12 protein-coding genes and 1 pseudogene are annotated in these 14,635 nt (G+C 50.4%); 7 read left to right on the plus strand and 6 right to left on the minus strand.

What is annotated here, in order from left to right; genetic code table 11:
* Positions 1-112 precede the first annotated feature (112 nt).
* Together yddG and ACTHSP_RS11355 are read left to right on the plus strand one after the other, a co-directional pair.
* Positions 113-1,027: an aromatic amino acid DMT transporter YddG gene (yddG, locus tag ACTHSP_RS11350; protein WP_049351285.1), complete on the plus strand. Its 915-nt coding sequence runs from the start codon at positions 113-115 to the stop codon at positions 1,025-1,027.
* 135 nt (positions 1,028-1,162) lie between these two features.
* Complete coding sequence (locus tag ACTHSP_RS11355; RefSeq protein ID WP_371464709.1) at positions 1,163-1,348, plus strand: elongation factor 1-alpha C-terminal domain-related protein; 186 nt, start codon at positions 1,163-1,165, stop codon at positions 1,346-1,348.
* 72 nt (positions 1,349-1,420) lie between these two features.
* Here the strand turns inward: ACTHSP_RS11355 and glyA are convergent, their stop codons facing one another.
* Together glyA and ACTHSP_RS11365 are read right to left on the minus strand one after the other, a co-directional pair.
* The gene (gene glyA / locus ACTHSP_RS11360; RefSeq protein ID WP_440346118.1) at positions 1,421-2,671 is read right to left on the minus strand and encodes a serine hydroxymethyltransferase; all 1,251 of its coding nucleotides are present in this window, start codon (positions 2,669-2,671) and stop codon (positions 1,421-1,423) included.
* A gap of 133 nt (positions 2,672-2,804) precedes the next feature.
* Positions 2,805-3,179, minus strand: a complete 375-nt coding sequence (locus ACTHSP_RS11365; protein WP_049328988.1) for a hypothetical protein — start codon at positions 3,177-3,179, stop codon at positions 2,805-2,807.
* A gap of 221 nt (positions 3,180-3,400) precedes the next feature.
* On the opposite strand from ACTHSP_RS11365, the gene ACTHSP_RS11370 reads away from it, so the two are divergent.
* The gene (locus tag ACTHSP_RS11370) at positions 3,401-3,619 is read left to right on the plus strand and encodes a YdcH family protein (protein WP_049328987.1); all 219 of its coding nucleotides are present in this window, start codon (positions 3,401-3,403) and stop codon (positions 3,617-3,619) included.
* A gap of 231 nt (positions 3,620-3,850) precedes the next feature.
* A complete protein-coding gene (locus ACTHSP_RS11375) occupies positions 3,851-6,052 on the plus strand; it encodes a FepA family TonB-dependent siderophore receptor (protein ID WP_440346119.1) in 2,202 nt (733 codons plus the stop codon).
* A gap of 180 nt (positions 6,053-6,232) precedes the next feature.
* On the opposite strand, the gene ACTHSP_RS11380 is transcribed toward ACTHSP_RS11375, so the two are convergent.
* The 4 genes from ACTHSP_RS11380 to ACTHSP_RS11395 form a co-directional block, all read right to left on the minus strand.
* A complete protein-coding gene (locus tag ACTHSP_RS11380; protein WP_049328985.1) occupies positions 6,233-6,895 on the minus strand; it encodes an NAD(P)H-dependent oxidoreductase in 663 nt (220 codons plus the stop codon).
* 244 nt (positions 6,896-7,139) lie between these two features.
* Positions 7,140-8,537 (minus strand): aspartate ammonia-lyase, encoded by a 1,398-nt coding sequence (aspA, locus tag ACTHSP_RS11385; RefSeq protein WP_049328984.1) that lies wholly within the window; start codon positions 8,535-8,537, stop codon positions 7,140-7,142.
* 89 nt (positions 8,538-8,626) lie between these two features.
* A complete protein-coding gene (locus tag ACTHSP_RS11390; RefSeq protein ID WP_003685538.1) occupies positions 8,627-8,827 on the minus strand; it encodes a hypothetical protein in 201 nt (66 codons plus the stop codon).
* Positions 8,828-9,018: 191 nt separating this feature from the next.
* A complete protein-coding gene (locus ACTHSP_RS11395; protein ID WP_003685706.1) occupies positions 9,019-9,165 on the minus strand; it encodes a hypothetical protein in 147 nt (48 codons plus the stop codon).
* Positions 9,166-9,463: 298 nt separating this feature from the next.
* On the opposite strand from ACTHSP_RS11395, the gene ACTHSP_RS11400 reads away from it, so the two are divergent.
* From ACTHSP_RS11400 to ACTHSP_RS11410, 3 genes and pseudogenes are all read left to right on the plus strand, one after another.
* The gene (locus ACTHSP_RS11400; RefSeq protein WP_440346120.1) at positions 9,464-10,156 is read left to right on the plus strand and encodes a VIT1/CCC1 transporter family protein; all 693 of its coding nucleotides are present in this window, start codon (positions 9,464-9,466) and stop codon (positions 10,154-10,156) included.
* Positions 10,157-10,286: 130 nt separating this feature from the next.
* Complete coding sequence (gene mfd, locus ACTHSP_RS11405) at positions 10,287-14,348, plus strand: transcription-repair coupling factor (protein WP_440346121.1); 4,062 nt, start codon at positions 10,287-10,289, stop codon at positions 14,346-14,348.
* 75 nt (positions 14,349-14,423) lie between these two features.
* Positions 14,424-14,635, plus strand: a pseudogene (locus ACTHSP_RS11410) (hypothetical protein); the annotation flags it as partial.

Genomic DNA, 14,635 nt, shown 5'->3' on the forward strand with positions numbered 1-14,635 from the left:
AGACGGGTGTTTTTGTGCATGTTCATGTTTCAGTATTCTCCTGGAAATACTGTAAACAACGCTACTAGTTTCTACAGATAAACCTAATAAAACCATCTTCAGCACATACGCCATGATTCATTTCTTATCTCAAAATATTTCATCCAAACAAGCCACTGCCATCGGGCTGCTTGCTGTTGCCTTGTGGAGCTTCGTCATTTCCCTGATACGCTCTTTGAGCCTGCATATGGGGGCAGTGGGTGGCGCGGCAATGATGTACACCTTGTCCACCGTATTGATTTGGCTGATTTTCGGCCGGCCGCATTTGCGCAATTACAACCGCAGCTATTTGTTTTGGGCGAGCGTGTTTTTTGTCGGCTGCGAATTATGTTTGTCGCTGTCGGTCGGTTTCGCGCAAAACGCAAGACAGGCGGTGGAAATCGGCATGGTGAATTATTTGTGGCCGACGTTTACCATCGTCGGGGCGGTATATTTCAACAAACAGCCGTCAAAATGGTGGATAGTCATCGGCTTTGTGCTGTCGTTTTTAGGAATTGCCACCGTACTGGGGGGCGATGTCGGCTTGTCGGTTTCCGGCATCTACCACAATGTCCGCACCAATCCCGGCGGCTATATCATGGCATTTGTAGATGCCGTGCTTTGGGCGGCATATTGCACGCTGACGGCGCGTGTGAAAGCAGAGGGCAGCAGCGTTGGCTTCTTCTTTGCGCTGGTGTCGATACTGTTGTGGATCGAATACTTTCTCAGCGGCGCGAATACGTTGAATTTTGATGCCGTATCGATCGGCTATGCCGTTGCCGCGGCAGCTTGTATGGGTTTAGGCTATGCGGTGTGGAATATCGGTATTTCGCGCGGCAACCTGACAGTATTGGCAGGCGCATCTTATTTCATTCCAGTGTTGTCTGCGGTAGTGTCCTCGTTTTTGATTAGCGCGCCTTTGTCCATGACATTTTGGAAGGGGGCTGGAATGGTGTGCTTAGGATCGATTGTGTGTTGGTTGGCGACACGGAGAAAACGGATGGCGTGAGGTAATATCCCATAGCTTTGCGATATAACGAAAACAGCTTTTTTAACAACCAAACATTCTTTCCCATTTTCAGACGGCCTGTTTAAAGTAGCACTCAGTTTGAGAAATCACGAGAAGTAGACAAACTTAACCGCGCTGCCGAATCCGCCGAAACGCTCAAGCTCAACGACATCGGTAGTATCAGTTTCAAAACTCGCCGCTGCCGCATACGAAGACAACCATGCACAAGGCGCGTTTATTCTGATTGACGAAGCCACCAACCATACTGTCGCGGCAGGCATGATACGCAAAGTCAGCGAAGCAAACAGTTTTGAAATTTAAAAGAAAAGTTGAAATAAAAAAAGGCCGTCTGAACATTCAGACGGCCTGATATTTTATTCAAGTCGAAAATGCTTATGCGCCGTAAACCGGATATTTATTGCACAAAGCAGTCACTTGTTCGCGGACTTTTGCGAGGTTAGCTTCGTCTTCAGGGTTTGCCAAGACATCGGCAACCAAGTTCGCCAATACGCGTGCGTAGGCTTCGTCAAAACCACGAGTGGTCATGGCAGCAGAGCCGATGCGGATGCCGGAAGTCACGAATGGTTTTTCCGGATCATTCGGAATAGCGTTTTTGTTGACGGTAATGTGAGCTTTGCCCAAAGCGGCTTCGGCGGCTTTACCGGTGATTTTCATCGGTTGCAGGTCAACGAGGAAAACGTGGCTTTCGGTACGGCCGGAAACGATGCGCAAACCGCGTTTGACCAACTCTTCCGCCATGGCGGCAGCATTGATTTTCACTTGTTTTGCGTATTCTTTGAACTCAGGTTGCAACGCTTCTTTAAACGCTACGGCTTTGGCGGCAATAACGTGCATCAACGGGCCGCCTTGCAGGCTTGGGAAGATGGCAGAGTTCAGCGCTTTTTCGTGGGTATTGTCACGGCACAAAATTACACCGCCGCGAGGACCGCGCAGAGTTTTGTGGGTGGTGGTGGTGACGAAGTCGCAGAATGGCACGGGGTTAGGATATTCGCCGCCGGCAATCAGGCCGGCATAGTGTGCCATGTCGACAAAGAGGTATGCGCCGACTTTATCGGCGATTTCGCGGAATTTTGCCCAGTCGATTTGCAACGCGTAGGCAGATGCACCGGCCACAATCATTTTGGGTTTGTGTTCAAGAGCCAAGCGTTCCACTTCGGCATAATCGAGAACTTCGTTTTCATCCAAACCATAAGTAATGGCGTTGTAGAGTTTGCCGGAGATGTTAACGCTTGCGCCGTGGGTCAAGTGGCCGCCGTGTGCCAGAGACATACCCAAAATGGTGTCGCCCGGTTTCAAAACGGAAGCGTACACGGCTTGGTTGGCTTGCGAGCCGGAGTGCGGTTGGACGTTGACATATTCTGCGCCAAACAACTCTTTAGCGCGGTCAATCGCCAATTGTTCGACAATATCAACGTATTCACAGCCGCCGTAGTAGCGTTTGCCAGGATAGCCTTCAGCATATTTGTTGGTCAATTGCGAACCTTGGGCTTCCATAACGGCACAGCTGACGTAGTTTTCAGAGGCGATCAGCTCGACGTGGTCTTGCTGGCGCTTGTCTTCTTGGGCGATGGCTGCTGCCAAATCGGGGTCATATTGTGCGAGGGTAACGCTTTTTGAAAACATGTTCTCGATTCCTTTGTGATGGGCTGAAAATATAGGATGGAGTGCTGCGGATTGGTTCAAGATGAACTATTTTTCTTGCATTGTCAACAATTGTGTCAGGTGTTTGGTTTCAGACGGCCTGAGATTGAAGGGTTTATTTGAAAATATCATCTTGTTTTAAATGAAAATCCATTTTTTCCAGAAGCGCGGCTAAATCGGCTTCCGCTTGAGCGGCTTTAAGATTTTTTGCCAGTTCTACCAGGGCTACCGCATTTAATCGTTCTTTCTCCAGCCGTAGGGCTTCTTCGCTGAAGATTTTGATATTGTCTGCCGATTCGGCGGCATCTATTTTTTCAAATGGATAAAACGATTCTTCGTGTACGGCCAAACCGTCGGGCAGGGGCGCGGCATGGTTGAAATCGGCATCATTGATCGGCATCCATGAAGGATGGTTCTCAAGCAGGATAAATTGTCCGTCCATGCCGTTGATATGACGGAATAGGGTGGTTCGGCCATTATGTAAACGCATAAGTCCGATTGTATGCCCAAGTCGGCAAGCCGTCTATAAAGCCGTTTCTTTCTATTTTGGCGCTAACTTATGTTGATATTATTAATTTTGATGTAAAACAGTTTCGACTTAAAAAAGACTGGATAAAACGCCCGTGTTTGTTATAATGAAGCTAAAGATTGATTCGTCCTAGTTTTTGACCGCAGTACTTTTTTATTTAATTAACAGGAGAGGAAAACAAAATGTTTCCAGAATATCGCGATTTGATTTCTAAACTGAAACAAGAGGATGCACACTTTGCCCGTTTGTTTGACGAGCACAATGAGCTGGACGATAAAATCACCGGTTTGGTTAACAATCCTGTTACCAGCGGTGCCGAAGAGATTGAAGAGCTGAAAAAAGCCAAACTCAAACTCAAAGACGAATTGTATGCTATTCTGCAAAAAGCAGCAGGCAAATAATTAAAAATTGAATAAGGCCGTCTGAACGGTATGATGGAAATCTCGGATTTCGTTTCATGCTGTTTCAGACGGCCTTTTTAGTTGTTTGGTATTTTGTTAATTCTATTAACAAAATTTAAATATTAATTGTAAATCACTCTTAATTGCATTGAAAACTTTGTTAATTTTATTTAAAATTCAAAACGATTTTCATTTTAATTTTAAACAAACAAAACCAAGAGAAACGATGCAATGAAAACATTCACACTCGCCATTTTGCCTTTGGCGTTAATTAGTGCATTCTCACACGCAGCTGAAGAGAAAGCCGTTGAGCAGGCTGAAGTCGATACCGTTTACGTTACTGCCGAGAAGCAGTTGCAACAGTCGCTCGGCGTATCGCGTATTTCTAAAGACGATATCGACAAACGCCCTGCAGCCAATGATATTTCCGAATTTGTCCGCACCATGCCAGGTGTCAACCTGACCGGCAATACGGCAACAGGTCAGCGTGGCAACAAACGCCAAATTGACTTGCGCGGTATGGGTCCTGAAAACACTTTGATTTTGATTGACGGCAAGCCGGTTAATTCGCGCCAGTCCGAGCGTATCAGTATGCGCGGTGAACGCAATACGCGTGGTGACAGTAACTGGGTGCCGGTTGAAGAGATTGAATCCATTACCGTCTTGCGCGGTCCGGCAGCAACACGTTACGGCTCCGGCGCGATGGGCGGCGTGGTCAATATTGTCACCAAAAAAGTGTCTAAAGAATTTAAAGGCCAAGTCAATCTTTACGCCAATCAGCCGCAAGACAGCAAAGAGGGCGCAACCCGCCGTATCGGCTTCAATTTGAGCGGTCCAATCATTCAAGATACTTTGGGCTTCCGCATTTACGGCAACCTGAATAAAACAGATGCAGATGCTGCCGATATTAATGCCGGACACGGCAATGACAGCGCGGCCGGTGTCGAAGGCGTACGCAATAAAGACATTGCAGGCCGTCTGCAATGGAAAATCAGCCCAGCGCAAACGCTGATTTTAGACAGCAGTTACAGCCGTCAGGGCAATATCTACAACGGCGATACGCAAAACAGCAATCCGCGTTCCGCTTTGGTTAATTCTTTGGCCGACAGCAAAGCCGAAACTGCCCGCTTATACCGTTCTGCTTATTCCTTAACGCATGATGGCGCATGGGAATGGGGCGATACCAAAAACGTGATCAGTTATGAGCGCACAATTAACAGCCACTTGCCTGAAGGTTTGGCCGGTGGTCCGGAAGGCAGCTATACAGGCTTGGATTTTGTTCAAAGCCGTCTGAAAAACCTGCGCTTCAGCAGCGAAGCGAATATTCCGTTCAAACTTGGTGTCGATAATGTATTGACGGTCGGTGCGGAATTTACTGACAGCAAATTGGACGATCCTGCCTCCAATACTCAGGGATTTAAAGACCAAGGCAAAACCGATGCGTTTAACGGTATCTCCGCAACGCGCGGCGGTAAGGCATCGCAACGCAACTGGGCGGCATACGTTGAAGACAATATTTCATTGACCGACAAAACCCATCTGATTCCGGCCATCCGTTTCGACCACAACAGCGACAGCGGTAGCAACTGGAGTCCGGCTTTGAACTTCTCGCATCAAATCGGCGAAAACTGGTTGGTCAAAGGCGGTGTTGCCCGTGCGTACAAAGCGCCAAACCTGTATCAAACCAATCCTGACTTTATCCTGTACACACGCGGTCAGGGTTGCCCGCTCAATGCGCCGAACAGCGTCCGTTGCTATTACATGGGCAACAACAATTTGAAACCTGAAACCAGTATCAATAAAGAGATTGGTCTTGAGTTCAACAAAAACGGCTGGCAGGCTTCCGCGACTTATTTCCATAATGCGTACCGCAATAAAATCGTAATTGGCGACCAGCTTATTGCCACCAGCAATATCGGCAACTGGCTCCTGCAATGGGAAAATACGCCGAAAGCGACTATTTCGGGTATCGAAGGCAACTTGGTGATTCCGTTGCATGACACACTCAAGTGGAGCAACAATTTCACTTACATGCACAAATCCGAAGATTATCAAGGCAATCCATTGTCTTTGGTGCCAAAACACACCATCAACAGCACACTGTCTTGGACGCCGAACGAACGCTTTGATGCCAACCTGACCTTTACCCACTACGGTCGCACCAAGCCGCGCAGCGTGGCAGTCAACCATTTGGAGCAAAAAGGTAATCCTCGTGCAGGCGTGGCAGCGTTGTCTTCCGAACACAGCCAAACTCAAGTCGGCTCTTACGGCATCTGGGGCATCAATGCAGGCTACAACTGGAACAAACGCGTAGCCGTCCGTGGCGGTGTCAGCAATCTGTTTGACAAAAAACTGTACCGCACAACTGCCGGCGCACAAACGTACAACGAGCATGGCCGTGCCTTCTACGGCAGTTTGAAAGTATCGTTTTAAGTAGAAGCGTATCAAATAAGGCCGTCTGAAACGGTGTGAAATGAAATCTAGGATTTCTGACACATGGTTTCAGACGGCCTTTTTGAGTTTAAATTTAGAAGCATTTGTTGTTACGGAATTTGCCTCACTTTTTTAGAAAAGTAAAAGGGCAGCATTTGCCGCCCTGAGAATACAAACTGCTTATTCGACCCAAGTTACCATTTCTTCAATCGGTTTGCGTGATTTTTTGGTGATTTCTTTGGCACGATAGCCGAATGTTGCCGCTACGGATACGCCCCATTCGTTGGCATCAAACAGGCCTTCTGCTGCCAATACTTCGTTCATTTTATCGTAGTTGAAGCCTTCGATTGGGCAGGAATCGATGCCGATGGCGGCTGCGCCTGTGAGCATATTGGCCAAAGCAATATAGGTCTGCTTGCCGCTCCAGTCGAAGAGTGCGCGTTGGTCGTCGGCAATTTTAATGTCGGTTTCTTGGAAGCGTTTGTATTTTGCCAACGCTTTTTCCAGCTGCTCTCCTTGCAGGCCCTTGCGTTCGACAACACTGCGGAAGAACGGGGTATCGTAACGGGCATTTTTTTTGGCAAGGATAATCACCAGATGGCTGCAGTCGTCCAGTTGGAATTGCATCCCCCAGCTGAAAGGCTTGATTTTCTCACGCAGGGCTTTGTTTTGAATCACCAAGAATTTCCATGGCTCAGAGCCGACAGAGCTTGGGGAGAGGCGGGCAAATTCTAAAATCGCTGCAAAATCTTCTTGGCTGATTTTTTTGTTGGGATCGTAATAACGGGTGGAGCAGCGATTTTCGAATACTTGCAGCATTTGTTCGCGTGTAATTTGATTCATCTGGTTTTCCTAATAAATGAAGATGTTATTCCAATATCCGGTTCCTTTTGAGGCATTATTACCAGCATAACCTTAAGGAGGAAACAGGCTGGGGCAACACCATGTTAAATCAAACCTGACGGTCAGGCTATCTTTTAATTCTGAATTTCGCAAAAAAATTCGATAAATATCCATATCAATACGAAAAGGCCGTCTGAAACTTTAAACGTTAAAGTTTCAGACGGCCTTTGATTTCAAATCCTGATTACAGATGAGGATTCATCAGGTTTTCCGGGGAGAGGATGCGGTTGAGTTCTTCTTCGCTCAACAGACCGCGCTCCAGTACGACTTCGCGTACGCCTTTGCCGGTTTGGGCGCAGATTTTGCCAACCAAGTCGCCATTGCGGTGGCCGATGTATGGGTTCAGATAAGTGACCAAACCGATGGAGTTGAAGACGTAGTGTTCGCAGATTTCGCGGTTGACCGTAATGCCTTTGACGCATTTGTCGGACAGGTTGACCGCGGCGTTGCCTAAGAGGGAAATGGTTTCAAACATACATTGGGCGATTACCGGCTCCATAACGTTCAGTTGCAGTTGACCTGCTTCGGCTGCGAAAGTGATGGTGGTGTCGTTGCCGATGACTTTGAAGCAGACTTGGTTGACGACTTCGGGAATCACGGGATTGACTTTGGCAGGCATGATGGAAGAACCGGCCTGCAATTCAGGCAGGTTGATTTCTTTCAAACCGGCGCGCGGACCGGAAGAGAGCAGGCGCAAGTCGTTACAGATTTTGGACAGTTTGACGGCTGTGCGTTTCAATGCGCCGTGTACCATCACATATGCGCCGCAGTCGGAGGTCGCTTCGATCAGGTTTTCAGTCAGTTTGCAAGGCAGGCCGCTGACTTCGGAGAGTTTCTCAACGACCAAAGCCGCATAGCCTTTAGGCGTATTCACGCCCGTACCGATGGCGGTGGCGCCGAGGTTGACTTCAAGCAGCAGGGAGCGGGTGCGGTCGAGGTTGAGGATTTCTTCTTCCAACAACACTTGGAAAGATTGGAATTCTTGGCCGGCAGTCATCGGCACGGCATCTTGAAGCTGGGTGCGGCCCATTTTCAAAACGTCTTTAAATTCTTCGGCTTTGGCGGCAAAAGCGTTTTTCAGGACGGCCAGTTTGTCGAGCAATTCGCCGATGTTGTAATACACGGCAAGGCGGAAGCCGGTAGGGTAGGCGTCGTTGGTGGATTGGCTGGCGTTGACATGGTCCATCGGATTGACGATGTCGTAGTGGCCTTTTTCGTGTCCCAAGACTTCCAATGCGAGGTTGGCAATGACTTCGTTAGTATTCATGTTGACCGAAGTACCGGCGCCGCCTTGATAAACGTCGGACGGGAATTGGTCGAGGCAGCGGCCTTTGACCAATACTTCATCGCAGGCTTTTTCGATGGCGGCCGCGATTTCCGGCTTGATGGCACCCAATGCGCCGTTGGCTTGTGCAGTGGCTTTTTTAACCATGACCATGCTGCGGACAAATTGCGGTACGTCGGAAATTTTTTGTGTGGAAATTTTAAAGTTTTCAATGGCGCGCAAAGTATGGATGCCCCAATATACTTCAGCAGGGATCTCGCGGTCGCCCAATAAATCGTGTTCGATTCGTACAGTCATTTCTCTTACCTTCTCGTATAGTTGTGTTGGTGTGCATTATGCGTTTGGAACATTAGCCCAGTTCGGCAAGATTGTCCAGTTAATAAGACTTAATCGTCAGGATGAAAGCGCGCCGCTTCGCGTTCCTTAGCAACTGTATCTTTGTCTTTCAGTTTTGCGCCCAGACCCAACATTTTTTCGTATTCGGATTGCGGCGTGCCGTCTTCCTGCATACCGAACGCGCTGGCATTGACCCAGAGGGCGAGTAGGGAAACGATAATGGCGAAAAAGCCGACGATATACCAAAACATTTTTTTCTTCCTTGTGTGTCTGCGGGGCAGATTGTTGTGGTTTGTAAAGATGTGAATGTAGCACAAACGCGGTTGGGTTTAAATTCTTCTCCTGCATCCTTTCATTGATTTACCTGTAAGTGTTTAGAAAGGAAAAGGCCGTCTGAAGAGTCTTACTTTTCAGACGGCCTCGGAGGCTTTGGTTGGGAAGATTAGCCGCCGCATGCGCCGCAGCAACCGCCTTCGCTGTGACCGCCGCGTTTTTCTTCGTTATTGATAACGGGCAGTTCGGTTTCTTCGGTTTGCTCTTTTTTATCTTCAGGCAAATCGTTTACTTTGATTTTGTTTTCTTCAGCCATGATACATCCTTTCAATGGATTGAGGAGTGGAAAGATTCATAAAGATAGCATCTTTAAGCAGATAAACCAAGCAGCACAAAACTGCCTTGTGATAATGCCATGACTTGGAACAATAAATTTGCTTGTAAAAGCGTTAAGGCCGTCTGAAAAAATCTAAAGAGGAGTGTTGGTTTTTATGGTTTGAAATGGCAGCAGAAAGATTTAAGAATGCTTGATTTGAAGGGATAAACTGACATTGAATTCAAAAAACAATACAATGTTATCATCATCTGAAAACAGCCAATTTATCGGAGCATATATGTATTCATACCACAGCGAACGCCATTTCAGCGACCGCAACAACTGGCTTCGGGCAAGCGTATTGGGTGCCAATGACGGCCTGATTTCCACTGCCTCGCTGTTGACGGGCGTAGCCGCAGCCGCGCCAGATTTTCAAACCCTGCTGTTGACGGGCGTTTCGGCGCTTATCGGGGGCGCGGTGTCAATGGCGGCGGGAGAGTATGTTTCAGTGTCCAGCCAATCGGATACGGAAAAAGCCGATTTGCACAAAGAACGCTACGAATTGGCAAATAATCCTGATGCGGAGTTGGAAGAGCTGACTGAAATTTACCGCCGCCGTGGTTTGTCCGACCCGCTTGCCGCAGAGGTGGCTAAAGCCTTGATGGAACACGATGCACTCGCCGCCCACGCGCGTGACGAAATCGGCATTACCGAAACCTCTGCCGCCCAACCCATGCAGGCCGGGCTGGCTTCTGCCGCTTCATTTTGTGCCGGCGCAATTTTGCCTTTACTGGTCGCGTTGACGGCTTCTACCACCATTGTTCCGGCCTTGGCAGTTTCCACTTTGTGCGGACTGGCAGGACTGGGCTATGTCTCCGCCAAACTCGGCGGCGCGCCTGTCGTTCCCGCCGTTTTGCGCGTGTGCCTGTGGGGCGTTGCGGCATTGGTGATAACCGGGTTTATTGGAAAACTGGCGGGCGTGGCCGTCTGAATATAAGGCCTTATATTCTTTTAAACCTGTATCCAGTAAAATTGAAAATCTATTTGATCGCTAAAGGCCGTCTGAAAATTTTTCAGACGGCCTATGGTGCTTGTATTTACTTATTACAAACTGTTTTGTCATGACTTATCCGATTCCCAAACCCCGTGAAAAATCCCGTTGGCTCAATCTTTCGCAAGGCTCGCTGCCGCTGGCTTTGGCGCGTTATCTGCCGCATAAGCGGCTCAAAGTCGTGCTGACCCAAGATGCGGAACAGGCGTTGCGCCTTCAGACGGCATGGCGGTTTTTCCGTCCGCACGATACGGCGGTGTTCCTGCCGGACTGGGAAACGCTGCCTTACGAACGTTTTTCGCCGCATCAGGATTTGGTGTCGGAGCGACTATCGGCGTTGTGGCAGATTAAGAGCGGCGCGGCGGACGTGTTGTTCGTGCCGGTTGCCACGGCGATGCAGAAGCTGCCGCCCGTGCCGTTTTTGGCGGGGCGCACGTTTTGGCTGAAAACGGGGCAGACTTTGGATATAGGTCGTCTGAAAACCGATTTGGTGGATGCGGGCTACAACCATGTTTCCCATGTTGTCGCGGCGGGCGAGTTTGCCGTACGCGGCGGGATTGTCGATTTGTTTCCGATGGGCAGCGAAATGCCTTACCGCATCGATTTGTTCGACGATGAAATCGACAGCATTAAAACGTTTGACACCGACACGCAGCGCACCATCTCGCCCGTTTCCGAAATCCGCCTGCTGCCGGCGCACGAGTTCCCCACCGACAGCGAGGCGCAAAAAATCTTCCGCAGCCGCTTCCGCGAGGAAGTCGATGGCAATCCAAACGATGCCGCCGTGTACAAAGCCGTCAGCAACGGCCACTTCGGCGCGGGCGTGGAATACTATCTGCCGCTGTTTTTTGAAAACGAGCTGGAAACGTTGTTTGACTATATCGGCGAAGATGCGCTGTTTGTCTCTTTGGGCGATGTTCACGCCGAGGCAAACCGCTTTTGGAGCGACGTCAAATCGCGTTACGCCATGGCGCAGGGCGACGAAACCTATCCGCCTTTGCTTCCACAGCATTTGTATCTCTCTGCCGATGTGTTCGCAGGTCGTCTGAAAAACTACGGACAAGTGCTGCCCGATGTTTCCGGCAAGGAACACACCCTGCCCGACCTTGCCGTCAACCGCCAGTCCGACGAGCCGTTGCAGGCATTGAAGGATTTTCAGACGACCTTTGAAGGACGGATTTTGCTGTGCGCCGAAAGTTTGGGACGGCGCGAAACCATGCTCGGTTTCTTGCAGCAAAACGGTTTGAAAGCCAAACCTGTGTCCGACTGGCAGGGCTTTTTATCGGCGCAAGAGCCGCTGATGATTACAGTGGCGCCGTTGGCATACGGATTCAAACTGGGTGGGCTGCGCGCTCCGGACCAACGACAACCTACTCCCGCTTCCGAGGGAGAAGGTAAAACGGTTGCCGACCAAACCAAATTTCCCGCAGCCGCAACAAACCCTCTCCCTAGCCCTCTCCCACAGGAGAGGGAACAGAATGCAGCCGCCATTTCAGACGACCTAAAAACCAAAAGCAGCCTGCTCCCCATCGAAAGTACTCTGTACGGGCAAATCCAACGGCAACCTACCCCCTCCCCTGTGGAGGAAGGTTGGGGAGAGGGCAAAGCAGTTACCGCTCAAAGTGAATTTTCCACAGCCGTAACAAACCCTCTCCCGCAGGAGAGGGAACAGAATGCAGCCGCCATTTCAGACGACCTGAAAACTAAAAGCAGCCTGCATCCCGTCGAAAATAGCCTGCACAGGCAAATCCGACAGCAACCTGCCCCCTCCCCCGTTGGGGAGGGTTGGGGAGTTGCCGCTCAAACCGAATTTTCCACAGCCGCAACAAACCCTATCCCACAGGAGAGGGGACAAAGTGCCGCTGCCGTTTCAGACGACCTAAAAACCGAAAGCAGCCTGCACCCCATCGCAAGTGATCTGCACAGGCAAATCCAACAGCAGCCTGCCCCCTCCCCCGTGGGGGAGGGTTGGGGAGAGGGCAAAGCGGTTGCTGCTCAAAGTGCCATCGCCGTCATCACCGAATCCGACCTCTACCAATACGTCGCCCGTTCGCGCGTCCACAACCGCCGCAAGAAACACGCCGCCGTTTCAGACGGCCTGTTGCGCGACCTTGCCGAAATCAACATCGGCGATCCTGTCGTACACGAAGAACACGGCATCGGGCGGTATATGGGCTTGGTAACGATGGATTTAGGCGGCGAAACCAACGAAATGATGTTGCTTGAATATGCAGGCGAAGCGCAGCTTTATGTGCCTGTTTCGCAACTGCATTTAATCAGCCGCTACTCCGGCCAGGCGCATGAAAATGTCGCCCTGCACAAGCTCGGCAGCGGCTCGTGGAACAAGGCGAAGCGCAAAGCCGCCGAAAAAGCACGCGACACCGCCGCCGAGTTGCTCAATCTCTACGCCCAGCGCGCCGCACAATCGGGACACAAATTTGAAATCAACGAGTTGGACTATCAGGCGTTTGCCGACGGCTTCGGCTATGAAGAAACCGAAGACCAGGCTGCCGCCATCGCCGCCGTGATTAAAGATTTGACGCAGGCGAAGCCGATGGACCGCCTCGTGTGTGGCGATGTCGGCTTCGGCAAAACCGAAGTCGCGCTGCGCGCCGCGTTTGTGGCGGTGATGGGCGGCAAACAGGTTGCCGTACTCGCCCCGACCACGCTTTTGGTCGAGCAGCACGCGCAAAATTTCGCCGACCGCTTCGCCGATTTCCCCGTGAAAGTCGCCAGCCTTTCGCGTTTCAACAACAGCAAAGCCACCAAAGCCGCACTGGAAGGCATGGCGGACGGCACGGTCGATATCGTTATCGGCACGCATAAATTGGTTCAGGACGATATAAAATTCAAAAACTTAGGGCTGGTCATCATCGATGAAGAACACCGCTTCGGTGTGCGCCAAAAAGAGCAGCTCAAACGCCTGCGCGCCAATGTCGATATCCTCACCATGACTGCCACGCCGATTCCGCGCACCCTCAGCATGGCGCTCGAAGGCCTGCGCGACTTCTCGCTGATTACCACCGCGCCGAGCCGCCGCCTCGCCGTCAAAACCTTTGTCAAACCCTTCAGCGAAGGCAGCGTGCGCGAAGCCGTGTTACGCGAACTCAAACGCGGCGGGCAGGTATTTTTCCTGCACAACGAAGTGGATACAATTGAGAATATGCGCGAGCGGCTGGAAACCCTGCTACCCGAAGCCCGCATCGGCGTGGCGCACGGACAACTGCGCGAGCGCGAGTTGGAGCAAGTCATGCGCGACTTTTTGCAGCAAAGATTCAACGTGTTGCTCTGTTCCACCATCATCGAAACGGGCATCGACATCCCCAACGCCAACACCATCATCATCAACCGCGCCGACAAATTCGGGCTGGCGCAACTGCACCAGCTTCGCGGGCGCGTCGGCCGCAGCCACCACCAAGCCTACGCCTACCTGCTCACGCCCGAATACATCACCAAAGACGCAGAAAAACGCCTCGACGCCATCGCGGCGGCAGACGAACTCGGCGCAGGTTTCACCCTCGCCATGCAGGATTTGGAAATCCGCGGCGCAGGCGAAATCCTTGGCGAAGGACAATCCGGCGAAATGATACAGGTCGGCTTTACGCTCTACACCGAAATGCTCAAACAAGCCGTGCGCGACCTCAAAAAAGGCCGCCAGCCCGACCTCGACGCACCGCTGGGCATCACCACCGAAATCAAACTGCACAGCCCGGCATTATTGCCTGAAGACTACTGCCCCGACATCCACGAACGGCTCGTCCTCTACAAACGCCTCGCCGTCTGCGAAACCGTGCAGCAAATCAACGCGATACACGAAGAGCTCGTCGACCGCTTCGGCCTGCCCGAACAACCCGTCAAAACCCTCATCGAAAGCCACCACTTACGGCTTGCGGCAAAAGAACTGGGTATCGATGCCATTGATGCGACCAGCGAAGCGGTAACGGTAACCTTTGGCAAAAACAATAATGTCGATCCAACCGAAATCATCCTGCTGATTCAGAACGACAAAAAATACCGCCTTGTCGGCGCGGATAAGCTGCGATTTACCGCAGAGATGGAAAATATCGAAGTGCGGATTAATACAGTGAAGAACGTATTGAAGACTTTGAAAGAAAGGGTGATGGTTAAGTAGAAAGGTTAGGAAAAGGCCGTCTGAAAATACTGAAACTGTCAGTTTTGAGATTACTAAATCGAACAGGGAATTATTATGAAAATGAGGGTAATGATGCTGGGAGTAACAGGCTTGATATTATCCGGCTGCTTTTTCACTGATGAAATTAAGTTGGAAGATATTCAGAATTTTAAAATTACTGTCAATGAAGCTAAGGGGAATAGGCAGGTGCATTTGACAGGCTTATTAGGCAATAGTGCAATGGGTATTTCAGATATCAAAACAACTAGCCGCAACGATGAGCTGAA

The sequence above is a fragment of the Neisseria sp. P0001.S005 genome (genome assembly GCF_051963715.1).

Excerpts from the sequence above, each read along its gene's own strand:
- yddG (WP_049351285.1), top strand. The coding sequence starts at position 113 with ATGATTCATTTCTTATCTCAAAATATTTCATCCAAACAAGCCACTGCC.
- glyA (WP_440346118.1), bottom strand. The coding sequence starts at position 2,671 with ATGTTTTCAAAAAGCGTTACCCTCGCACAATATGACCCCGATTTGGCA.
- ACTHSP_RS11365 (WP_049328988.1), bottom strand. The coding sequence starts at position 3,179 with ATGCGTTTACATAATGGCCGAACCACCCTATTCCGTCATATCAACGGC.
- ACTHSP_RS11370 (WP_049328987.1), top strand. The coding sequence starts at position 3,401 with ATGTTTCCAGAATATCGCGATTTGATTTCTAAACTGAAACAAGAGGAT.
- ACTHSP_RS11375 (WP_440346119.1), top strand. The coding sequence starts at position 3,851 with ATGAAAACATTCACACTCGCCATTTTGCCTTTGGCGTTAATTAGTGCA.
- ACTHSP_RS11380 (WP_049328985.1), bottom strand. The coding sequence starts at position 6,895 with ATGAATCAAATTACACGCGAACAAATGCTGCAAGTATTCGAAAATCGC.
- aspA (WP_049328984.1), bottom strand. The coding sequence starts at position 8,537 with ATGACTGTACGAATCGAACACGATTTATTGGGCGACCGCGAGATCCCT.
- ACTHSP_RS11390 (WP_003685538.1), bottom strand. The coding sequence starts at position 8,827 with ATGTTTTGGTATATCGTCGGCTTTTTCGCCATTATCGTTTCCCTACTC.
- ACTHSP_RS11395 (WP_003685706.1), bottom strand. The coding sequence starts at position 9,165 with ATGGCTGAAGAAAACAAAATCAAAGTAAACGATTTGCCTGAAGATAAA.
- ACTHSP_RS11400 (WP_440346120.1), top strand. The coding sequence starts at position 9,464 with ATGTATTCATACCACAGCGAACGCCATTTCAGCGACCGCAACAACTGG.
- mfd (WP_440346121.1), top strand. The coding sequence starts at position 10,287 with ATGACTTATCCGATTCCCAAACCCCGTGAAAAATCCCGTTGGCTCAAT.